The sequence below is a fragment of the Paenibacillus pinistramenti genome (assembly GCF_005869875.1).
Taxonomy (GTDB): domain Bacteria; phylum Bacillota; class Bacilli; order Paenibacillales; family Paenibacillaceae; genus Fontibacillus; species Fontibacillus pinistramenti.
On the sequence record NZ_VAWG01000005.1, the window covers coordinates 36,343 to 56,626 of the forward strand.

21 protein-coding genes and 1 pseudogene are annotated in these 20,284 nt (G+C 55.4%); 18 read left to right on the plus strand and 4 right to left on the minus strand.

What is annotated here, in order from left to right; all coding sequences use genetic code 11:
• Window positions 1–6: 6 nt before the first annotated feature.
• A complete protein-coding gene (locus FCN15_RS08450; RefSeq protein ID WP_138494579.1) occupies window positions 7–933 on the plus strand; it encodes an AEC family transporter in 927 nt (308 codons plus the stop codon).
• A gap of 74 nt (window positions 934–1,007) precedes the next feature.
• Here FCN15_RS08450 and tlp read toward each other — a convergent pair whose 3' ends face one another.
• Window positions 1,008–1,220: a small acid-soluble spore protein Tlp gene (gene tlp / locus FCN15_RS08455; protein ID WP_138494580.1), complete on the minus strand. Its 213-nt coding sequence runs from the start codon at window positions 1,218–1,220 to the stop codon at window positions 1,008–1,010.
• 157 nt (window positions 1,221–1,377) lie between these two features.
• Between tlp and FCN15_RS08460 the strand changes: the two genes are divergently transcribed.
• From FCN15_RS08460 to FCN15_RS08515, 12 genes are all read left to right on the plus strand, one after another.
• Window positions 1,378–1,830 carry a HEAT repeat domain-containing protein gene (locus tag FCN15_RS08460; protein ID WP_138494581.1) on the plus strand — a complete coding sequence of 151 codons (453 nt, stop codon included), beginning with the start codon at window positions 1,378–1,380 and terminating at the stop codon, window positions 1,828–1,830.
• Window positions 1,831–2,046: 216 nt separating this feature from the next.
• The gene (locus tag FCN15_RS08465) at window positions 2,047–3,879 is read left to right on the plus strand and encodes a PAS domain-containing protein (protein ID WP_138494582.1); all 1,833 of its coding nucleotides are present in this window, start codon (window positions 2,047–2,049) and stop codon (window positions 3,877–3,879) included.
• A 217-nt stretch (window positions 3,880–4,096) separates the two neighbouring features.
• Window positions 4,097–4,984, plus strand: coding sequence for a LysR family transcriptional regulator (locus FCN15_RS08470; RefSeq protein WP_138494583.1), 888 nt, complete (start codon window positions 4,097–4,099; stop codon window positions 4,982–4,984).
• A gap of 155 nt (window positions 4,985–5,139) precedes the next feature.
• Window positions 5,140–5,988: a transporter substrate-binding domain-containing protein gene (locus tag FCN15_RS08475; RefSeq protein ID WP_138494719.1), complete on the plus strand. Its 849-nt coding sequence runs from the start codon at window positions 5,140–5,142 to the stop codon at window positions 5,986–5,988.
• Window positions 5,989–6,104: 116 nt separating this feature from the next.
• Entirely contained in the window at window positions 6,105–6,902 is a 798-nt protein-coding gene (locus tag FCN15_RS08480; RefSeq protein WP_138494584.1) for an amino acid ABC transporter permease, read from the plus strand.
• The gene (locus FCN15_RS08485) at window positions 6,899–7,609 is read left to right on the plus strand and encodes an amino acid ABC transporter permease (RefSeq protein WP_138494585.1); all 711 of its coding nucleotides are present in this window, start codon (window positions 6,899–6,901) and stop codon (window positions 7,607–7,609) included. Before FCN15_RS08480 ends, FCN15_RS08485 begins: the two co-directional genes overlap by 4 nt.
• Entirely contained in the window at window positions 7,606–8,358 is a 753-nt protein-coding gene (locus FCN15_RS08490) for an amino acid ABC transporter ATP-binding protein (RefSeq protein WP_138494586.1), read from the plus strand. Before FCN15_RS08485 ends, FCN15_RS08490 begins: the two co-directional genes overlap by 4 nt.
• A 36-nt stretch (window positions 8,359–8,394) precedes the next feature.
• On the plus strand, window positions 8,395–9,429 hold the full coding sequence (locus tag FCN15_RS08495) for an LLM class flavin-dependent oxidoreductase (RefSeq protein ID WP_138494587.1): 1,035 nt from the start codon (window positions 8,395–8,397) through the stop codon (window positions 9,427–9,429).
• Window positions 9,430–9,497: 68 nt separating this feature from the next.
• A complete protein-coding gene (locus tag FCN15_RS08500) occupies window positions 9,498–10,685 on the plus strand; it encodes an amidohydrolase (protein ID WP_138494588.1) in 1,188 nt (395 codons plus the stop codon).
• 157 nt (window positions 10,686–10,842) lie between these two features.
• Complete coding sequence (locus FCN15_RS08505; RefSeq protein WP_138494589.1) at window positions 10,843–11,316, plus strand: DinB family protein; 474 nt, start codon at window positions 10,843–10,845, stop codon at window positions 11,314–11,316.
• Between the two features lie 82 nt (window positions 11,317–11,398).
• Window positions 11,399–12,757, plus strand: coding sequence for an LLM class flavin-dependent oxidoreductase (locus FCN15_RS08510; protein ID WP_138494590.1), 1,359 nt, complete (start codon window positions 11,399–11,401; stop codon window positions 12,755–12,757).
• A gap of 314 nt (window positions 12,758–13,071) precedes the next feature.
• Window positions 13,072–13,926, plus strand: coding sequence for a sugar phosphate isomerase/epimerase family protein (locus FCN15_RS08515; protein WP_138494591.1), 855 nt, complete (start codon window positions 13,072–13,074; stop codon window positions 13,924–13,926).
• 141 nt (window positions 13,927–14,067) lie between these two features.
• Here the strand turns inward: FCN15_RS08515 and FCN15_RS08520 are convergent, their stop codons facing one another.
• Both FCN15_RS08520 and FCN15_RS08525 read right to left on the minus strand, forming a co-directional pair.
• A complete protein-coding gene (locus tag FCN15_RS08520; protein ID WP_138494592.1) occupies window positions 14,068–14,925 on the minus strand; it encodes a sugar phosphate isomerase/epimerase family protein in 858 nt (285 codons plus the stop codon).
• Window positions 14,922–15,980: a Gfo/Idh/MocA family protein gene (locus FCN15_RS08525; RefSeq protein WP_138494593.1), complete on the minus strand. Its 1,059-nt coding sequence runs from the start codon at window positions 15,978–15,980 to the stop codon at window positions 14,922–14,924. Before FCN15_RS08525 ends, FCN15_RS08520 begins: the two co-directional genes overlap by 4 nt.
• A gap of 124 nt (window positions 15,981–16,104) precedes the next feature.
• Between FCN15_RS08525 and FCN15_RS08530 the strand changes: the two genes are divergently transcribed.
• The 4 genes from FCN15_RS08530 to bshB2 all read left to right on the plus strand — a co-directional run bounded on the left by FCN15_RS08530 (window position 16,105) and on the right by bshB2 (window position 18,527).
• Window positions 16,105–17,031: an AraC family transcriptional regulator gene (locus FCN15_RS08530; RefSeq protein WP_138494594.1), complete on the plus strand. Its 927-nt coding sequence runs from the start codon at window positions 16,105–16,107 to the stop codon at window positions 17,029–17,031.
• 46 nt (window positions 17,032–17,077) lie between these two features.
• The gene (locus tag FCN15_RS08535; protein ID WP_138494595.1) at window positions 17,078–17,254 is read left to right on the plus strand and encodes a YjfB family protein; all 177 of its coding nucleotides are present in this window, start codon (window positions 17,078–17,080) and stop codon (window positions 17,252–17,254) included.
• Between the two features lie 203 nt (window positions 17,255–17,457).
• Complete coding sequence (locus tag FCN15_RS08540; protein ID WP_138494596.1) at window positions 17,458–17,808, plus strand: YojF family protein; 351 nt, start codon at window positions 17,458–17,460, stop codon at window positions 17,806–17,808.
• 59 nt (window positions 17,809–17,867) lie between these two features.
• A complete protein-coding gene (gene bshB2, locus FCN15_RS08545) occupies window positions 17,868–18,527 on the plus strand; it encodes a bacillithiol biosynthesis deacetylase BshB2 (protein ID WP_138494720.1) in 660 nt (219 codons plus the stop codon).
• 108 nt (window positions 18,528–18,635) lie between these two features.
• Here the strand turns inward: bshB2 and FCN15_RS08550 are convergent, their stop codons facing one another.
• On the minus strand, window positions 18,636–19,472 hold the full coding sequence (locus FCN15_RS08550; protein ID WP_138494597.1) for a YitT family protein: 837 nt from the start codon (window positions 19,470–19,472) through the stop codon (window positions 18,636–18,638).
• Between the two features lie 258 nt (window positions 19,473–19,730).
• Between FCN15_RS08550 and FCN15_RS08555 the strand changes: the two are divergent.
• Window positions 19,731–19,976, plus strand: a pseudogene (locus FCN15_RS08555) (helix-turn-helix domain-containing protein); the annotation flags it as partial.
• Between the last annotated feature and the right edge of the window lie 308 nt (window positions 19,977–20,284).

Here is a 20,284-nt window from a genome sequence, read left to right on the forward strand (position 1 = left end):
GGTTCCATGAACATGATCCAAACCTTTTACCATATCATTGTACCTATCCTTATTCCGATCGCCATCGGTGCGCTGCTTCACCGGAAGTTTCGCTTTGACCTGGGCGGCTTCTCCAAAATGATCCTCTACTATTATGTGCCCGCCCTGGCCTTCGTCAAAATTTATGAAGCCCGGCTTCCGTTCAGGGTGCTGCTCTCCGTGTTCGGCTTCCTGATCCTTCAGCTGGTGGTTATGATCTTCATCGGCTTTCTCATCAGCCGCATCATGAGATATTCGCCCGGGATGTCGGCCAGCTTCGCCAACAGCGTGACCTTGACCAATAACGGCAATGTAGGGATTCCGGTCAATAGCATGGCCTTCCATCAGAATCCGGCTGCCATGTCCATTCAAGTCATTGTAGTGGTGTTTGAACTGTTCGTTACCTTTACTTACGGGGTGCTGAATGCTGGCAAAGCGCGGGCGGGCTTGAAGAAATCTCTGGCTGACTTTGCGAGGATGCCGGTCCTTTATGCGATCCTGGCGGGAACGCTCTTCCATACCTTCAATATGACCCTGCCGGAGCCGCTGCTAAGTCCACTGGAGGGCATTGCGGATGGGATGCTGCCGTTTGCGCTGGCAACGATCGGCGCCCAGATTGTCTCCTCGAAATGGCACCGGGATACCGCCCGGGCGGTGCTGCTCAGCAGCTTCACCAGGCTGATTCTCGCCCCTTTATGCGCGTATGTCATCATCCAGCTGCTTGATCTGCACGGCCTTACGGCACAGGCATTATTTATCGCGAGCGCCATTCCGACGTCACGCAACAGCGCAGCACTGGCACTGGAATACGACAACGAGCCCGGGTTCGCTGCCCAGGCGGTGCTGGTCTCTACGCTGCTCAGCAGCCTGACGCTGACCGTGGTCATTGATCTGGCCGGTGTCTGGTTCGCATAGCTTTTCAGGCACAAGCGGCCCATTTAAAAAGAGGAGCCCTTTCCTCCAGGGAAAGACAGCTCCTCTTCATTAATTTACGGTCTTTCTTCTTTAATTTCTCTGCGGAAGCCTCTGAGGCTCATCTTGCGGTTCTCGTTCTTCTCCTCAATCGCATGCTTGTCGGCAGCGGTAATTTCGTCCGCGTGCTCGTCAAGATACTCCTCAGCCTCGTGCAGGTTGGCCAGCGTATGGTTGATGTGCTGCTGCAGATGAACGGCGTTGTCATTACGGTTATCCGGTTTAGCCACTTTAATCCCTCCTCTTGGATGACAGAATCAACATTAGAATGCTTGCCGGAAGGCAAAGCTATTCACGAAAGGGCTGCCAAATTCATCAAGCATTGAATCCCGCCCGCCGTTACGGTAAAATTGCACTATCTGTTCTTAGGAAAAGGGGATTGTTTCGTTGAATAAGGAAGAATTGTTAAGTGAACTGCCTGAGAATTACAACGATCTGAAGAAGGAAGCGGGCCGGTCGTCGAATTGGAGAGCGCGTCTTGAAGCGGTAGAAGGGCTTGGAGAAATCCACCATCCGCAGGTTGTGAATATTTTGTCCCGTATGATGGAGAATGACCCGGTTTACACTGTCCAGCATGCTGCTTATGAGAAGCTTAAAGCTTTCGGATACGACGTCAAGGCACCAACGCCAAACAAGCCGGAACCGGTAAAAGGGTTGTCCAAGCTGCTGCTGCGCATTAAGAAGAGCCTTCCGCGCGATCACTCTTATGAGGATTTCAAGGAGAAATTCAAGAAAATGCGCGTTGACGTTTATGACACCTATGAAGGCGAGAAAGGCGAAGGCTTCGACCAGTGGCTGATGAAGCAGTGGGAAGCAGCCGGACAGCGGCCTGAACGATAATCCTATTTGCGAAAAAGAATAAGCCTCCCTGGCGGCGCATCCCCCGGCGGTTAGACTCCCTAACCGTCTGAAGGGTGAAGCTTGAGCCCGGGAGGTTTTTTTATCGCCTGTTCTCCTGGAGGTTAAATCTTTATCTTATCTTTATCTTAAATGTAGTTCCCCCTGCACGTCCTGTTTGTTATGATCATATTTAAACAGTAATCTAGGAGAGCCTTAATGACAACGAACAACAAGACTTTAGCACCAGACGGGGAACAGCGGCCGGATTCTGTGTTTGGAACAGCTGCTGGAGCAGCATTAATGGACAGTCAGGGAATCCTGATCAAGATTAATCCTGCGCTGTGCCGATTTCTCGGGTATGAGGAGCATGAGCTTCTGGGAGAACCTGCGTATCAGTTTATTCATCCTGAAGATGTGCTTGCCGTACAGAAGGATTTCCGCAGCTGGGCTGCAGAAGATTCAGATCCGATGCAGATAGAAAGCCGATACTTACATAAACAGGGACATATTATACGGGGCCTGGCCCGCCTGTCAAAAATGCCGGTAATGGACCCGTTTCTGGTCGTAATTCACCTTACCAACATGACAATTGAGGGTCCGGACGAGAGGGACAAGACCGGATGGGAGTTCAGAAACGCGCTGTACCATCTGAATTCGGACGCCGCTGCCGTCTTCAGCCTGGAAGGGCGGGTGCTCAAGCTTAATGCGGCATTTGAGAAGATGTTTGGTTATCAGGAATCCGAGGTAATCGGCGATTTCCTCCCGGCATTTCCACTGCCGAAGCTTCAGGAGATTTTAAGCAGCTTTAACGAGCAGGGGGAGAAGATCTCCTCCGGGCAGAAGCTCGAATACGAAACGATCCAGCGGACCAAAGACGGGAAGCTGATTTCGGTCTTTATCAAGCATTTTCCGATATGCGGCGATTCCGGCCGGATGGAGGCGCTGGGCGCAATCCTTAAGGACATAACGGAAAAAGGCGCGCTGACCAGCCAGTTTCATGATCTGTTCGCTTTTAACCTTGATCCGATCCTGATCTTTGACCGGGGCGGATACGTTATTCAGGCGAACCGGTCCTTCACCGATCTGCTCGGCTGGCCGCTCTTGCAGGTGCTTGACTGCCACTGGAGCCGGCTGCCCTGCATAAGAGCGGACCAGGAAGCCGATTTGAGGCAGCTGGCCGATAAGGTCATCCGGGAGCATACCGTTACCGGGTTTGAGACCATTTTTATGAAAGAGGATGGAACACCGGTCCATATTTCGCTAACCAGCTTCCCGCTGAAATACGGGCGGAACGAAACGGGAGGAATGGCGCTGTTCTTCAGGGACATCACGCCGATCAGGAAAGCGGAGCAGCTCATGATGGAGTCAGAGAAGCTGTCCCTGACCGGCCAGCTGGCGGCCGCCGTCGCGCATGAAATCCGGAACCCGATCACTTCGATCAAGGGCTTCCTGAAGCTGCTGCAGAATTCGGAGCGCAAGCAGCAATATTTCGAAATCGTCAATACGGAGATCGACAGGATTGAGCTGATTCTGAATGAAATGCTGGCACTCGCCAAGCCTCAATTATCGAAATTTGAATCTAAAAATATCCGGCTCCTCCTCGATCAAGTGGTATCTCTGCTTGGCGGCGAAGCCAATATGAACAGCATCGAAATCTGCCTGCAGGACTTTACGGTTACGGAATCGCCTGAGGTGCTCTGTGATGAGAACCAGATCAAGCAGGTGTTTATCAATTTTATTAAAAATGCTATTGAAGCCATGCCTGACGGCGGGACGCTGACGATCAGCCTGCATCCTCCCGATTCCGTCCATTCCCGTGGCTTGCGGATTTTATTCACAGACACCGGGACCGGAATTCCGCCGGAGCTGCTGGAGAAGATCGGCGAACCCTTTTTCACCACCAAAGACAGCGGTACAGGCCTCGGGTTTATGACCAGCAGAAATATTATCGAGCAGCACAAAGGGAAGCTGGGCATCACAAGCAGGGTCGACGAAGGAACAACCATTGAAATTGAGCTTCCGGCAGGCAGCGCCTTGGAGCGCTATTAACTTCTTGCTGCGGCTGCCATGGCCGGAACATTCTGAAGCGCATCTCTTAAAGCGGATATTGGCCTGAGTACGGGCGCGGACTTTAGGAGGTGTTTTTTTTTCTGCTCTCCATTGACATTAAATAGAGAACTGCCTAACATTAAGGTAATTTAAGCCAGTCAGTCTTATCTTAAATCCGACTATTTTTATTGATTATTAGGGAATAGGGAGGGTTAGAATGAACATAGACCATATCGAGGCCTTTATCTATATCCATCACTACGGCAGCTTTAACAAGGCGGCAGACATTCTGTTTATTTCTCAGCCAACGGTAACGGCAAGGATTCAGTCGCTGGAGCGCGAGCTGGACTGCAGGCTGTTTGACCGGCTGGGCAAGCAGATTCAATTAACAGAGGAGGGGAGGCAGTTTCTTCCCTACGCCCAGCAGATTCTTCAGACTTATCAGAAGGGCAAGCATCATCTCCGCTCCGACAAGTCGCTTCCGGGCGAGCTGCGGATTGGCAGCACCGCTTCCGTGTCCAATTATTTAATGCCTGCCCTGCTCAGCGGCCTGCACCGCAAATTTCCCGAGACCAAATTCAAGCTTGTCACGGCCCCGACCGACGTGCTTGCCGCCAAGCTTGCTGCCAGGGAGCTCGATCTCGCCTTCGTGCGCAAAATCGTGAATCCTAGCTTCCAATCCTATTCCTTCCTGAAAGATCCCATCCGATTGTATGTATATAAAAATCATCCCTTAGCCTCGGCCAAATCGGCCTCCATTCAGGACATCAGCCAGGAGAAGCTGATCTTCTTTGAATGCGGCTCCCTCGACTGGATGAGCATTCAGCGTGCGTTTGAAAGCTTGAAGCAGCCGCCGGACATTTTGTACCAGGTGGATAACTCCGAGACGGCCAAGAAGCTGGTCCTCAGCGAGGCCGGCATCGCCTTTCTGCCCGGGGTAAGCGTCAGGCAGGAGGTGGAGAGCGGCGAGCTGATTCCTGTAGATATTGCGGAAACGGCCGGCATCGCGCTGCAGACCAGCCTGATCTCCCTGAACGGCGAGCATCTGCCGGTCATTCAAACCCTGCTGGAATTAGGGGAGGAGCTGAACCTGGCTCCGATTTGATTTTTGCATAGTTAAATAGAAAAACTCTATTAGACGCCTGACTGAAATCAAGGTAAAGTTAGTATCAACTTAATTCTTACTAATCAGATGGGTTTTATGGAGTAAAGAATCATTTTCGATTAAACAATAATTTGATTCAGAGGGGGATTCAAATGATGAGAAGAACGAGCGCTGCCTTATTCGGAATTTTGTTGACGGCCGGGGTGATCGCCGGGTGCGGGAATGACAAGAACAGTGCTGCAGGCAGCGTCAAAGCCGCCGCGGCAAACGATAACCAGACCGTGACCAAAATTATCGTCGGCACAGGAACCGGGTTCCCGCAGGTGTGCTTCCTTGACGAGAACGGCAAATTGACCGGCTTTGATGTGGAGCTGGTGAAGGAAATCGACAACCGCCTTCCCCAATACGAATTTGAGTTCCAGACCCAGGAATTCTCCAACCTGCTGCTGAGCCTGGAGACGAAGAAGATTGATTTTGTCGCTCATGAGATGGAGAAGAATCCGGAGCGGGAGGAGAAATACTTGTTTAACAAAGAGCCTTACGCCCACTGGAGAAACAAAATTATTGTGGCGAAGGACAACAACAGCATCCAGTCGCTGGATGACCTGCAGGGCAAGAAGGTGCTGACCAGCGCGACCAGCGCGGAAGCGCAGATTCTGGAGAATTACAACAAGACGCATAATAATGCGATCAATATCGTGTACCAGAGCGGGGCGGCCAATGATACGGTGAGCCAGATTACGAGCGGCCGGGTTGAGGCTACGCTGGGGGCTGATTTTACCCGCTCTCTGATTGATCCGCAGAACAAGCTCAAGACGACCGGAGATGATCTGTCCGAAGCCGACATCCTGTTTGTGTTCCGCAAGGACGATCCGGCTGAACAGAAGCTGGCCGATGACATCGACGGGGCGATTAAGGAACTGAAGGCCGACGGAACGCTGGGCAAGCTGAGCAAGGAATGGCTGGGCGAAGATTTTACCTCGGATTCCGCTTCAGGCAAGTAAGCTGCCGGATCTTCAGATTCTAAACCGAGTCCACTCCAAGACCGCACCAAGACCACACCGGCCCGCGCCGGGCCCAATCCATTAATCGTTATTCTGCAGAAACGGAGGGAACCTCTATGGGAGCGCCGTTTGACCTTTCCTTTATCTTCCGCTTCTTCCCCAAGCTGCTTGATACGCTTGGCCTTACGCTGCTGATTGTCGCCGGTTCGCTGGCCGCGGGGATCTTCGCCGGTTTCCTTGTTGCGCTTCCACGTATGTACAACGTACCCGTCTTAAAAAGATTCTCCCAGGTTTACGTTTCTTTCTTCCGGGGCACCCCGATTCTGATTCAGCTGTTCCTGTTCTATTACGGCTTGCCGGAGATTCTGAAGCTTGCCGGCATTGATATTTCCAAAGCGCCGGTGCTGTTCTTCGTTATCATCACCTACGGGCTTAACACCGGAGCCTTTCTGTCCGAGACGATCCGGGCCTCGGTAACGGCCGTTAACCGCGGGCAGATCGAAGCCGCTTACGCGGTAGGCATGACAGGTTATCAGGCATTCTCGCGCATCGTCTGGCCGCAGGCGCTGGCGGTAGCTGTGCCGGTCTTCTCGAATGTCGTGCTGGCCCTGCTCAAGGATACCTCGCTCGCGTTCACGCTGGGCGTCATGGAGCTTACGGGCAAGGCGCAGACGCTCGGCGCGCTGACCCAGCATTTTGTGGAAGCTTATATCTCGCTGGCTTTGATCTACCTGGTCATCAGTCTGGTGCTCGAACGTCTGCTGAAGCTGGCGGAACGCAGGCTGCTCCGACACGAACAGCCGGTGAGCACAGGCGGCGGGCGGTTCCGGCTTTGGTTCAGGCTTCCGAGAGCCCGCTCTTACCGTCAGCTGATTGCAGATGCTAATGCAGGCAAAGGAGGCGCTGAGCTGTGAAAATCGACCTTACTTTTATCTGGACGGCGTTCCTGCAGATCCTGCCGGCGATCCCGACGACCCTCGTTATTACACTGGTTTCCGTTTTGGCCGGATTCGTCATCGGACTGCTGGCGGCTCTGGCCCGGATCTACAAGGTGCCTGTTCTGGGGCAGGCGGCTTCCGCTTACGTTACCTTTATCCGCGGCACCCCGATGCTGACGCATCTGCTGCTGATTTATTTCGGGCTGCCGGTTCTGCTGGATGCTTTATCGGCCCAATTTGGCTGGGGCTTCAAATCGGCTTCCATTCCGATGATCGGGTTTGCCTTTATTTCATTCTCTATTACCGCCGGAGCGTACATGTCGGAAGTGATCCGCTCGGGACTGCTCGCCGTTGACCGCGGACAGCTGGAGGCGGCTTATTCCGTCGGCATGACCACGCCGCAGGCGCTGCGCCGGATTATTTTTCCACAGGCTTTGTCGGTCAGCATTCCCAACCTGTCCAACTCGGTGATCGGGATGCTGCACGGCTCCACGCTGGCCTTCACGGTTTCGGTGGTCGACATCAATGCGAAGGCGCAGATCGTTGCTTCGACCAACTGGAAATTTTTCGAGGCCTATATCGCTGCTGCCCTGATCTTCTGGGGGCTTACGCTCCTTATCGAGCGGCTGACCGCCGTTATTGAGAAACGCATGAATCTGTACAACCGGGGTGGTATCGTATGATCAAGCTGAAGAACATTCACAAATCCTTCGGCAGGCAGCAGGTGCTGAAGGGGATTGATCTGACCGTGCAAAAAGGGGAGGTTGTCGTCATTCTGGGCCCGAGCGGCTCCGGCAAAACGACGCTGCTGCGCTGCGTGAATTACCTGGAGAAGCCGGGCGACGGCGAAATCCTGATCGGGGATTATCATTTGAACTGCAGGCATGCCGGCAAAAAAGAGATCCACGCGCTGCGCCAGAAATCGGCCATGGTGTTCCAGCAGTATAATCTGTTCCGCCACAAAACGGCGGTGGAGAACGTTATGGAAGGGCTGCTTGTCGTCAAGAAGCTGTCCAAAGAAGAGGCTTACCGGCGCAGCGCGGAGCTGCTGGAGAAGGTGGGCCTCGGCTCCAGGCTGGACGCGTACCCGAGCCAGCTGTCCGGCGGGCAGCAGCAGCGTGTCGGCATAGCCCGTGCACTGGCCTTGGAGCCGGAAGTCATCCTCTTTGATGAGCCGACCTCGGCCCTGGACCCCGAGCTGGTGGGCGAGGTGCTGGAGGTGATCCGCAGGATTGCGGCAGAAGGCATCACCATGATTGTCGTTACGCATGAGATCGGCTTTGCCAGGGATGTGGCGAATCATATTGTTTTTATGGACGGCGGGGTCATAGTCGAGGAAGGCAGCCCGGCCGAGGTGCTGAGCCGTCCGAAGGAAGAGCGGACCCGGCAGTTCCTGAAGCGGATTACGCCTGAGCCGAACTACAGCATTTAAATGATCTTAACTTTAGCCTGAACAGGGGGAATGTATATGGCAATCAAGATCAGCGTACTGGATCAAAGTCCGGTCTATCCCGGTGAAACCTGCGAGGCAGCTTTGGCTCACACGGTTGAGCTGGCGCAGAAAGCGGAAGAGCTGGGGTTCGGGCGCTTCTGGGTCTCCGAGCATCACGACTCCAGCCAGGTAGCCGGCTCATCGCCGGAGGTGCTGATTTCGCATCTGCTGGCCAAGACCAGCACGATCCGGATCGGCTCGGGAGGAGTCATGCTTCAGCATTACAGCCCGTACAAGGTCGCGGAAAATTTCAACGTGCTGGCCACCCTCGCACCGGGGCGCGTAGATCTCGGCATCGGCCGGGCGCCCGGCGGCCTTCCGCGCAGCACGCAGGCGCTGCAAAGAGGCGGCGGGGATAACGAGACCCTTACGGAGAAGATCGCCGAGGTCGCCCAGCATCTTGGCGGCGGGCTGGCCGAAGATCATCCGCTTGCCGGTCTGCGGGCGACACCGCTGCCGCTCACCGCGCCGCAGCTGTATGTTCTCGGCGCAAGCACCGGCAGCGCCGCTATCGCCGCCGAGCTCGGACTGCCATATGTGTTCTCCCTGTTCATCAACGGGGATGAAGCCCAGGCGGCCGAAGCGGTTCAGGCTTACCGGGATGCTTTTGCCAGGTATGCCAGGGAGAAAGCTCAGCCCGGCCTGAAGCCCGAAATCATTGTGGCCCTTTCGGTTGTCGTCGCGGACACGGAGGAGGAAGCGGCGGAGCTGGCCGGCAGCTACAAGCTGGTCAAAATTCATTTGTCCAGCGGGAAGACGCTGACCGTCGGCACGATCGAGCAGGCGGAGGAATTTGCCCGGCAGTCCGGCGAGCCATATACGATTGAGGAGCTGGAGCCTTCCGTGGTGAAGGGCACCAAAGAGACGGTGCGGCGGAAGCTGCTTGAGCTGCAGGAAGCTTGCGGCGTAGAGGAATTTGTCTTCACGACCAACATCCAGCCGTTCGCCAAACGGCTCCGGTCCTTTGAACTGCTGAACGAGGCATTGGCCGGGGTGCCGGCCGAGGCTTGAAGCTGGAGCGAAGAGGATAGTACAGATAGACAGAACAGCTGCTGATCCGTACAAGGAGGTGGATGATTATGGCTGACCAGCCTTTACATACCGAAACCGCCGCTGAGCCCGGCTTCGGGCAGTGGGTGAAGATCCGCAGGCATCTGCACCAGTACCCGGAGCTGTCCGGCGAAGAGGTGGAGACGACCGCTTATATCCGGGCGCGGCTGGAGGAGCTGGGCATCCGGATCGCGGATGCCTTCAAGCTCCGCACCGGGCTCGTTGCGGAGGTGGGCGGACTGCGGCCCGGTCCGGTCATTGCGATCCGGGCCGACATTGACGCCCTCCCCGTTACGGAGGACACGGGATTGCCCTATGCTTCCGCGATCCCGGGCAGCATGCACGCCTGCGGACATGATTTTCACACTGCGGCGCTGATCGGGACCGCGCACGCCCTGAAGCTGCGCGAGCAGGAGCTTTCGGGCACGGTCCGGCTGATCTTCCAGCCGGCCGAGGAGAAAGCGAAAGGTGCGCAGCAGGTGGTCGGCAGCGGAGCGCTGGAGGGAGTAGCGGCCATCTTCGGGATGCACAACAAGCCCGATCTGCCGGTCGGCACGATCGGGATCAAGGAGGGCCCGCTGATGGCGGCCGCCGACGGCTTTGTGGTGCAGGTGCGCGGCAAGGGCACGCACGCCGCCGTACCCGAAGCGGGCCTCGACCCGATCGTGGCCGCTTCGCATATCGTGACGGCGCTGCAGTCCATCGTGAGCCGGAATGTCGGCTCGCTGCAGAGTGCAGTGGTCAGCGTCACGAAGTTCAACAGCGGAACGATCTGGAATGTCGTTCCGGAGCTTGCGGTGCTGGAGGGCACTATCCGCACCTTTGAGGAAGGCGTCCGCCGGCGCGTGCTGGACCGCTTCCGCCAGGTGGTGGAAGGCACGGCGGCCAGCTTCGGCACGGAGGCGGAGCTCCGCTTCATCGAGGGGCCGCCGCCGGTGCACAATGACGCCGCGCTTGCGGCGCTCGGCACACAGGCCGCCCGGGAAGCGGGTTACACGGCCATCGTGCCGGTGCCTTCGCCGGCAGGCGAGGATTTTGCCGTCTACCAGCGGCATGTGCCGGGCTTGTTCGTGTTTATGGGCACAAACGGAACCGAGGAATGGCATCATCCCGGCTTCAATCTGGACGAAGCGGCGCTGCCTGTGAGCATTGCCTTCTTCTCGCGGCTTGCGGAGCTTGCTCTTGAGCAGCTTGCGAAAGGCGGAGAAGGGCTGTGACTCCGGAGCGGGCAGGCAGTCCTCCTGTGAACTCAGTCCTTCTATGATCTCAGTCCTTCTGTGATCTCATCCTTACTTTAATCTCAGCCCTTTTGCGTTATCCCGCTTTCACCGCTCTGCGGTCAAAGCTTTATTTTTATAACCGGGAGGAATTGCAATGAGCGAAGCTCGGATTCAGGCTTTATCAGAGGCTTATAACCAGCTGAAGGAAGCGGTGGAAGGCTTAAGCCCGCAGCAGCTGGCGTGGAAGCAGTCGCCGGAGGTTTGGAGCGTCAAGGAAGTGCTGACTCACTTGGCCGACCACCTCATCGTCGTATCGTTCCGCATCCGCGACATTCTGGCAGGCACCGGCAAGACGCTGCCGGTCTTCAGCCAGGACAGCTGGATTACCGGCCAGCATGCCAATGAGGGCGAAACGGAGGACGTGTTCGAGGCATATGGCGCCCTGCTTCGGTATAACGCCCGTCTGCTGCAGCGTTTAACGCCGCAGGACTGGGAGAAGAAGGGCATCAACGCCAAAGGCGAGGAAGTGAGCATAACGGAGATTGTGCGGCTCTTTGCCGCGCATGTCCAGAATCACCTGGGCCAGATCGGTCGTATGAAGCAGGCTTTGGCCGCGGCTGCCGTATAGGCGGGGGGTGCGAACCGGCGCTATTTGCAGAGTCTTTTCCGCAGAGCATTCTGCCCCAATCAATTAAAGGAGGATTATAATCATGGCCAAACCAAAACAATTAAAGCTGGGAGCACTGCTGCACGGAGTAGGGGGAGGTACGTCGATGTGGCGCCACCCGGACGCGAAGCCGGACGCAAGCGTGAATTTTGAATTGTATAAGCAGTGGGTGCAGAAGGCGGAAGCCGGGAAGCTGGATTTGATCTTTATTGCAGACGGTTTGTATATCACGGACAAATCCATCCCGCACTTCCTGAACCGGTTTGAGCCGATTACAATCCTCAGTGCGCTTGCAGCGGTTAGCAGTCATATCGGTCTTGTCGGCACGCTGTCGACGTCCTACAGCGAGCCGTTTACCGCAGCCCGCCAGTTTGCTTCCATTGATAGGATCAGCGGAGGGCGCGCAGGCTGGAACGTGGTGACTTCTCCGCTGGAGGGCTCTGCGCTCAACTATGGAAAGAGAGAGCATCCTGACCACGACAAGCGGTACCGGATTGCCACGGAATATCTGCAGGTCACCCGCGGATTGTGGGATTCCTGGGAGGATGACGCGTTTGTGCGGAACAAGGAAACCGGGCAGTTCTTCGATCCGTCAAAGCTGCACACGCTGAACCACGAAGGCGAGTTCTTCTCGGTCAAGGGACCGCTGAACATCGCCCGTTCCAAGCAGGGGCAGCCGGTGATTTTTCAGGCAGGGGCATCCGAGGTCGGCAAAAGTTATGCGGCCAAAGAGGCGGACGCCGTCTTTACCGGCCACGAGACGCTGGCGGATGCGGCGGCTTTCTACAGCGACGTGAAGCAGCGGGCAGCGGCAGCCGGACGCAATCCGGATGAGGTGCTGATCTTCCCGGGCATTGCGCCGATTATCGGCGCCACCCCGGAAGAGGCGGAACGCAAATACCAGGAGGTCGCGTCGCTTGTCACCATCGAGAATGCCCTCGATTATTTGGGCCGCTTCTTCGAGCACCATGACTTCTCGCAGTATCCGCTTGACGAACCGTTCCCTGAACTGGGCGATCTGGGCCGGAACAGCTTCCAAAGCGGCACGGATAAGATTAAACAAGACGCCAAAGAGCGCGGCTTGACGCTCCGTCAGGCAGCCCTGCAGTCGGCGACGCCGCGCAGCAGCTTCATCGGTACGCCGGAGCAGGTGGCGGACCGCATTCAGGAATGGTTCGAGAACGGCGCCGCGGACGGATTTATGATCGCTTCCGCGGTTCCAACCGGGCTTGAGGATTTCGTAGACCAGGTGGTGCCGATTCTGCAGGAGCGCGGGCTGTTCCGCACGGAATATGAAAGCGATACGCTGCGCGGCAATCTGGGGCTGCCGGTGCCGGAGAACCGCTACACGGCGGAGCGCAGAGCGGCAGCAGCCGCCAGCGGAACAGCCGCAGGCGTTTAAGCGGCTGATGGCGCTGGAAGAGGTGCGATGGCGATGGCTTACCCCGGAGGCCGCAACCGCCGAACGGCCAGCATGCGCCGGAATGGCCGAACGCCCGCCTCTCATCCCAGGCGCATAACGAAAATAGTAATCCCCGAGTGAAGCGCGAGCTTCGCCGGGGATTTTTTGGCATGCCGGAAATTTTTCAACGGGACAACTTCAATACCGGAATTTTCAACCAACAGGCATACCGTATCATTTTGGACGTAAAAATAGGCTGAATAGGCGGTTGATTCTCAGGCTGGAAAAATAGGAATCGGGGAGAGGGGAGCGCCATGAGGTTTCGAAATAAGATTGGAGTGATTGTGGACAGCTTCGGCTTGGGGCTGCAGGAGGGGCTGCTCAAAGCCAAGGAGGCCGGTGCTGACGGCGTGCAGATCTGGGCAACGCAGGGCGAGATGGACCCGGCCCGTATGACGGCGCAGAAGCGGGCGGAGCTCAGCCGCAGCCTGCGGGGGCTGGGACTGGAAATTTCGGCGTTGTGCGCGGATTTCGGCGGCAACGGGTTCAAGGATCCGGACCAGAACGGCTGGAGAATTGAAAAATCGAAGCGGGCGCTTGACCTCGCGCTCGATTTGGGCTGCCGGGTTGTCACTACGCATATCGGCATCGTGCCCGAGGATGAGAGTGACCCGGATTACAAGGTCATGCAGGAGGCCTGCAGCGAGCTTGCGGTCTATGCGCATTTGCTTGGCGGCTATTTTGCGATAGAGACCGGGCCGGAGACAGCGGTAAGGCTGAAAGCTTTTCTGGATTCGCTGGGCACCAAAGGGATTGCGGTTAATTTTGATCCGGCCAATATGGTGATGGTGACCGGGGATGATCCGGTGCAGGGGGTTCGTACGCTGAAGGATTACATTGTGCACACTCATGTGAAGGACGGCGTGCGCCTGCGCGAGGTTAACCCTTACGATGTGTACGGGGCGCTTGACCATGAAGCTCTGGGAATGGAGCCCGGCTTTAAGGAGGTTCCGCTCGGCGAGGGGAGCGTTGATTTTGACGCCTATTTCGGTGCGCTGCAGGAGATCGGGTACACCGGCTATCTGACCGTCGAGCGGGAAGCCGGCGAGCAGCCGGAGGCGGATATCCGGAAGGCTGTGGAGTTTATCAAACGGTACCGGGGTTATTAGGGAGCGAAGGGCAGCGGTGTAAAAAAGTATGGCAGAACAGGCAAAGGCGGCTCCGATACCAGAGGCCGCCTATGTTCGTTTCCTGCTTTAATTCTCTATCAAATCTCTACTAAAATTCTGCTAGCCTTTGCTAAGCCTCTGTTACACTTCCTCCAGCAACCGCCGGAGATTCTGCAGGCCGATCCGGGCTCCATCCCGGCAGGGCTCCATCCCTTCGAATTCAAGGGAGATATACCCGTCATAGCCGGACTGCTTGATCAGCCGCAGCGCTTCGCGGCTGTTTAAATCTCCCTGGCCGAAGATCGAGCCGCGCAGGTATTTGCCGGCTGTGGATCTGAACCAGCCTTCGCCGGGATCTTCAGCCGCCGGGCGGATATAGAAGTCCTTGGCGTGAACGATGGAGGCATAAGGCAGATTGTTCCGCACTGCGGCAAGCGGGTCTTCATCCGCACAGACGAAGTTGCCCATATCCAGCGTGGTCCGGAAATTGGGCTCGTTCACGGCCTGAACGAGCGTCTGCACGCGGTCGCTCTGCTGAATGAAATAGCGGTGATTTTCCACGCTCGTTGTAATGCCGTACTGCGCCGCATACCGGGCGATTTCCCGGCAGGCGTCCGCCAGCCGGCTGACCACGGCGTTAAAGTGGCCGATGGAGACGTCCGGGGAGGAGGCGACGTCGTGGCGCATCAATTTGACGCCCAGTCCAGCGGCGATGTCGACCTGCCGTTTGACCCGCTCAATCTCGCTGTGCAGGGCTTCTTCATCCTCCAGCAGAAAGTCAGCATCAATCGCATAGTTGGATAGCTCGAGCCCGTTCTGCTCCGCGCGGCTGCGGATGGATGCAATCAGCTCGGGGTTATCCGTCAGGTCATAACCCAGCGGTACAATTTCAACATGCTCGCCCCCGATTTCGGCGATATAATCAATCACGTCCAGGACGGTCATTTCGCCCGCTTCCAGGGCGCCAAATAAACTATAAGTGCTTATTCCAAGCTTCATAAATAAATCTCCTTTCCCGCTGCGGCGGACTCATATACGGCGTTTAAAATTTTCATGATCTCGACCCCGTCTTCAACCGGGCTGAGCGGCTGCTTGTTCTGCTGCACGCATTCAATAAAGTGGGCGATTTCATTGGCAAAAGCCTGTTCAAACTGGAACCCGGAGTCGTCGGTCTGTGGCTGGATGTTCAGGATGGTATCGTGCTTCTCCGTGACGATGCACACCTCGGGATCGACCTCGAAGCCGCCTTTGTCGCCGTACAGCTTGATGATCCCTTCATCCCCTTTGGCATGCAGCGTGAAGCTGACATCGACCATCAGCGAGGCGCCGTTCTCAAAGCGGATCAGGGCGTTGGCCATATCCTCCACATCGTTATACCGGGCGTCGTAATCGGCCGCCTTGTAGCTGGAGAGATTTTGGATATGGGCCCGGTTGCCGAGCCTGCTGTAGGTGTTGCCGCTGACGGATACAGCCTTTGGCCTTCCCATCAGATACCAGCACAAATCAATGACGTGGACGCCGATGTCGATCAGCGGCCCTCCACCGGAGCGGCTTTTGTCGCTGAACCAGCCGCCGGGGTTGCCGAGCCGCCGTATGTAGGAGGCTTTGGCGTAGTAAATGTCGCCGAATTCGCCCTGATCGGCGAAGCTGCGCAGCAGCTGGGCGTTGGAGTCATAGCGGCGGACGAAGCCGACCTGCAGCAGCCTGCCGGAAGCCTTAACCGCTTCCTGAATCTGCAGCGCTTCCTGGACAGTCCGGCAGAGCGGCTTCTCAATCAGCACATGCTTGCCTGCCTGGAGCGCAGCGATGCAGATCTCGGCATGCGTGTTGTTCCAGGTGCAGATGCTGACGGCATCAATTTCCGGATCAGCGAGCAGGTCCCGGTAATCGGTATACGCCTTGGCTGCGCCATGAGCGCCGGCAGCAGCCTGCGCCCGGGCTTCATTCAGGTCGGATACGGCGTAAACCTCGGCCTCGGGGTGAGCGGCATAGGCTTTGAGATGGAAGTCCGATATCGAGCCGGTGCCGATGACGCCGATTTTAACGATAGACATCTTGAACTGCTCCCTTCAATTTGAGAAGATTTACCTGTATTGTGAAGCATGAAGCGGCTTAAAGCCATGCAGAGGCTTGCTGATTGTTTGAACAAATGTGCGGTCCGGGAAGGAGAAATTCGACATGAACAAGCCGATATCGCTGCGTGAACCGATGGATATGCCGGACCCTTATTTTCAGGTGAAGCTGCATACCTGTCATCACAGCGGAGCTGGAGGGGAGATGTTCCCGCCGCATTGGCATGAACATCTGGAGGTGCTTTATTTTACAAAGGGAGAGGCGGTTATCGAATGCAATTCGGTTCCTGTCCAGGTGCGTCCGGGAGATGTCCTGATGCTCAACAGCAACGATCTGCACCAGGGAAGAGCACTTTCGGAGCGGGTGGAGTATTATGCGCTGATTGCCGATCTGTCGCTGCTGAAGAGCCCGTCGCCTGATGCGCTGGAGATCAAGTTTATCGCTCCCGTCGCGCAGAACCGCCTGCTGTTCAGCCATCTGATCCGTGAAGACGGGGCAGTGAGGGCCGTACTAGAGGACATTGTTCAGGAATTTGCAGAGATGAAGCTCGGCTACGAACTGTCGGTCAAGGCGGCGATCTTTAAGCTGCTGGCCCTGCTGGTGCGGAATTATGCGGTGGCAGCGCCGAAGACCAGCTCCGGCGAGAATACCCGGAGGCGGAATCTGGAGCGCTTTGATCCGATTTTTGCCTATATTGAAGCCAACTACTTGGGAGAGATCAGCGCCGCAGAGCTGGCCAGGCTGGCGGGACTCAGCCGGTTTCACTTCAGCAGGCTGTTCAGCGAGCTGACCGGACGGACCGTCACCGAATACGTCAACCAGCTGCGGATCTTCAAGTCGGAGGAGCTGCTCCGGAGTACCGGAATGACGGTTTCGGAAATCGCTCTGGCAACCGGGTATCAGGACTTGTCTTATTTCAGCCGTACCTTTAAGCGTTATAAAAATGTTTCCCCGTCCGAGTTCAGAACCTCGGCTCCGGCCGCAGAAGAGAACGGGCATTTCTATAAGCTTTTTGATCCAAAGGTCAACTAAACCGCCTTTCCGTCCGATAACAAGGACATAGGGAAGGAGGTGCGGGATGGATATTGCAGCAGTGTCCATGTCTTTGAGCCAGAGCCGGCTGTCCCAGGCTGTCAGTGTTCAGGTGCTGTCTTTGGCGAAAGGCCAGGCGGAGGCCCAGGGCCAGGATTTGGTGAAAATGATGGAGAAGAGCGCGGACCCGAATTTGGGAAAAAGCCTCGACATCTCCATTTAAGAGCGGCTGTTACAGGACAAAATGCTTAAGAGACAGGCATGCCTTTGGGCATGTCTGTTTGTTTTCCGGCGGTCCGGCGGCCTGCGGAAGGAAATCCCGCGCTTAATATGATAAAATGATTAGGTTGTTAGAGATTTAGCCGCGAACAAGCCTGATGTGCACGAATGGCTGGACATAGATGGCTATAGATGGAGGGATATCCTATGCTGCCGATTGATCTGGAATACATTCAGCAGAGAATCGATCAGATGAAAGACCAAGACTTATATATACATCTTGAATTGACCAACGGGGCTTATGCCGCACACAACGATGCGTCCCGTCATCCTGCCGCGAATTTTATTAAAAATGCGGTCATCCGCTATGCCCATGGCGGCATTTCCGGTGTCAGCCCTTATTACCGGGTCGGGCTCAAGATGGAGCACGGCTGGATTTATTCCGAGGGCTTGACCCATTACGAGGAGACAGAGAATGACCGGCTGATTATGGCGGGACATGACAAGGACGGCAAGCTGGTGGTTGCGCTGCAGCTCAGCCCGTACCCTTTTGAATGATGCAGAAATACGAGATGTAGAAATGCGATAGGAATGGAGATGGGGAGATGATCACGGATATGGAACGTTTTGATAATCAGCGTGTGCTGGTCGTACTGCCTCACCCGGACGATGAGAGCTTCAGTGTATCCGGAAGTTTGGCTAAATATTTGAAAAATGGCTCCCAGGTGACCTACGCCTGCCTGACGCTGGGTCAAATGGCCCGCAACATGGGCAGCCCGCTGTTTGCAAACCGCATCACGCTGCCGGAGATCCGCAAGGAAGAGCTGGCGCAGTCCTGCCGGGCCATCGGGATTCAAGATCTGCGGATGCTCGGCTTCCACGATAAGACGATTGAATTTGAAGATCGGGAGCTGCTGGACGGCGCAATTTCTGCCTTGATCGAAGAGCTGAACCCCACTGTCATATATACGTTCTACCCGGGTTATGCGGTTCACCCTGATCATGATGCGACAGGCGCTGCTGTTGTCCGCTGTGTGGAGAACCTGCCGGCGGAGCGGAGACCGGTGGTCCGTGCGATGGCCTTCTCCAGAGGCTGTGAAGAGATCCTGGGACCGCCTGACGTCCGCGTGGATGTCAAAGATTTTGTGAAGCAGAAGGCGGCGTCCATTCAGTCTCACAAATCGCAGTTCTGGGTGCCGGAGCTGAAGAAAGCCAGCCAGAAGGATCTGGAAAGCCGCTTCGGCACGGAACGCTTCTGGACGATCAAGTTTGATTAAGCGTAGAATAAACAGGATTGGCTATGGAAAATCCATGCAAAAACCCGGGACAGCGGCGCAGCGCCGTACCCGGGCTTTTTTTTCGTGAATCGTGCTTATGAATCGGACTTATTTCGAAATATCCAGAAATCCCTCGCCAAACACGTCGCGTACTTCATGGATGGTAACAAACGCTGACGGGTCGACGTTTTTTACAATCTTCTTGAGAGGGGATACCTCCTGTTTGCTGATGACAATATACAGGACTTCCTTCGGATTCTTGGTGTAGTAACCATGGCCGGACAGCACCGTAACGCCGCGGTCCATTTGGGTGATCACCCTTTCGGCGATGTCGTCCTGCTTCTCGGAAACAATCGTCACGGCTTTCTTCGGATTCAGTCCCTCGATAATGAAGTCCATGACCTTTGTGCCGACGTACAAAATCACGATGGTCAGCATCAGCTTCTCCGCGCCGATAATGAAGTAGGAGGAGAAAGCTACGATCAGATCAAAGAACAACAGCGCGTAGCTGATATTCCAGTCCAGATACTTGTTGGCAATGCGGGCCAGAATGACGGTTCCCGCCGTGGTGCCGCCGACCCGGACGATCAGGCCGATGCCCAGCCCCACAAGCAATCCGGCGAAGATCGCATTAATGGTCGGTTCATCGGAATGGATGCGCCAATCGGCCGTCAAATGCAGAAACAGGGAATTGAAAGCAACGGCTATGACCGTGTACAGCGTCGTTTGGCGGTCCAGAAATTTGTAGCCGACAATCAGCAGGAAGCCGTTAATGACGATGTTGACGATCGAAGGCGACCACTGGAACACATAGTACAAAATAATAGTGACCCCTGTTACACCGCCCTCGCCAAACTCGTTTGGGATGACGAACAGATTAACGGCAAGCGCGAACAGGAAGGCCCCTGCAAGGATGAATGCGATATCTGCAGCTCTCTTTTTCATAATCCGCTCTAGTCCTCTCAGCAGCATGTCTCAACTTTACAACCAGATCATCGTATCCACTTCCCTCTATAATGTCAATATGACTTTAACACATTACCTAGCTGTCTAATTCACTCGAGAAAGGGCTGAAAGGGCGTATAAAGGAAGCACAAAAAAGGCAGTCCAAGACATTATATGTCCAGGCTGCCGTTTTATTTTTATCCAGCAAACTATTCGGTTCTGGATTCAGGTCCATTTCCGCAAGAATGTCATTGACATGAGATCTGCCAAGAGCTCCAATTATCGAAGTTTCAGTTTATCCGATTGTTCAAGGCGCATACCGGGATTTCGCCCTACCCATACTTTCTGAATGCCAAAATCTTACGGGCGAAGCGTTTGATTGTGCAGAGCAAAGATATTTATTCAGCAATCGCGGCCTGCGGATTTGTTGATCTGACCCACTTAAATAAACATTTTATAAGTGTCTACGGTACGACGGCATTTGATTATATAGCACACCTTTAGTGTGTGTTGGGAATGAAATCAGGCTGTTTCATCTCCCCCGTTAGAGGTTAATAATGAACAAGTGGGAAGTGGTCAACATCAATTAACACGTAGGAAAGGCATGTTAACCGTGTATTCCGAAAGGTAGTTGATTATCCATGAACACCCGTATAAGAAAAAATAACCGAAGGCTTCGGAGGTTATTTTTAGGCAAAGGGCCCTAGCGGCTGGAACGCAAGGGATTCTGGTAAGTGGAAAATAGCATAACGGTAATCGTTCTTTCATAACGCTTCCCACTCTAAAAGACTCTGCGGCAGATGCCGCAGGGT

What these genes read in the sequence shown, in the direction of transcription:
- FCN15_RS08530 (WP_138494594.1), top strand. Translation starts at nt 16,105, where the DNA reads ATGAACAAGCCGATATCGCTGCGTGAACCGATGGATATGCCGGACCCT.
- FCN15_RS08500 (WP_138494588.1), top strand. Translation starts at nt 9,498, where the DNA reads ATGGCTGACCAGCCTTTACATACCGAAACCGCCGCTGAGCCCGGCTTC.
- FCN15_RS08470 (WP_138494583.1), top strand. Translation starts at nt 4,097, where the DNA reads ATGAACATAGACCATATCGAGGCCTTTATCTATATCCATCACTACGGC.
- FCN15_RS08535 (WP_138494595.1), top strand. Translation starts at nt 17,078, where the DNA reads ATGGATATTGCAGCAGTGTCCATGTCTTTGAGCCAGAGCCGGCTGTCC.
- FCN15_RS08465 (WP_138494582.1), top strand. Translation starts at nt 2,047, where the DNA reads ATGACAACGAACAACAAGACTTTAGCACCAGACGGGGAACAGCGGCCG.
- FCN15_RS08540 (WP_138494596.1), top strand. Translation starts at nt 17,458, where the DNA reads ATGCTGCCGATTGATCTGGAATACATTCAGCAGAGAATCGATCAGATG.
- FCN15_RS08475 (WP_138494719.1), top strand. Translation starts at nt 5,140, where the DNA reads ATGAGAAGAACGAGCGCTGCCTTATTCGGAATTTTGTTGACGGCCGGG.
- FCN15_RS08515 (WP_138494591.1), top strand. Translation starts at nt 13,072, where the DNA reads ATGAGGTTTCGAAATAAGATTGGAGTGATTGTGGACAGCTTCGGCTTG.
- FCN15_RS08510 (WP_138494590.1), top strand. Translation starts at nt 11,399, where the DNA reads ATGGCCAAACCAAAACAATTAAAGCTGGGAGCACTGCTGCACGGAGTA.
- bshB2 (WP_138494720.1), top strand. Translation starts at nt 17,868, where the DNA reads ATGGAACGTTTTGATAATCAGCGTGTGCTGGTCGTACTGCCTCACCCG.
- FCN15_RS08495 (WP_138494587.1), top strand. Translation starts at nt 8,395, where the DNA reads ATGGCAATCAAGATCAGCGTACTGGATCAAAGTCCGGTCTATCCCGGT.
- FCN15_RS08520 (WP_138494592.1), bottom strand. Translation starts at nt 14,925, where the DNA reads ATGAAGCTTGGAATAAGCACTTATAGTTTATTTGGCGCCCTGGAAGCG.
- FCN15_RS08505 (WP_138494589.1), top strand. Translation starts at nt 10,843, where the DNA reads ATGAGCGAAGCTCGGATTCAGGCTTTATCAGAGGCTTATAACCAGCTG.
- FCN15_RS08550 (WP_138494597.1), bottom strand. Translation starts at nt 19,472, where the DNA reads ATGAAAAAGAGAGCTGCAGATATCGCATTCATCCTTGCAGGGGCCTTC.
- FCN15_RS08525 (WP_138494593.1), bottom strand. Translation starts at nt 15,980, where the DNA reads ATGTCTATCGTTAAAATCGGCGTCATCGGCACCGGCTCGATATCGGAC.
- FCN15_RS08490 (WP_138494586.1), top strand. Translation starts at nt 7,606, where the DNA reads ATGATCAAGCTGAAGAACATTCACAAATCCTTCGGCAGGCAGCAGGTG.
- FCN15_RS08480 (WP_138494584.1), top strand. Translation starts at nt 6,105, where the DNA reads ATGGGAGCGCCGTTTGACCTTTCCTTTATCTTCCGCTTCTTCCCCAAG.
- FCN15_RS08450 (WP_138494579.1), top strand. Translation starts at nt 7, where the DNA reads ATGAACATGATCCAAACCTTTTACCATATCATTGTACCTATCCTTATT.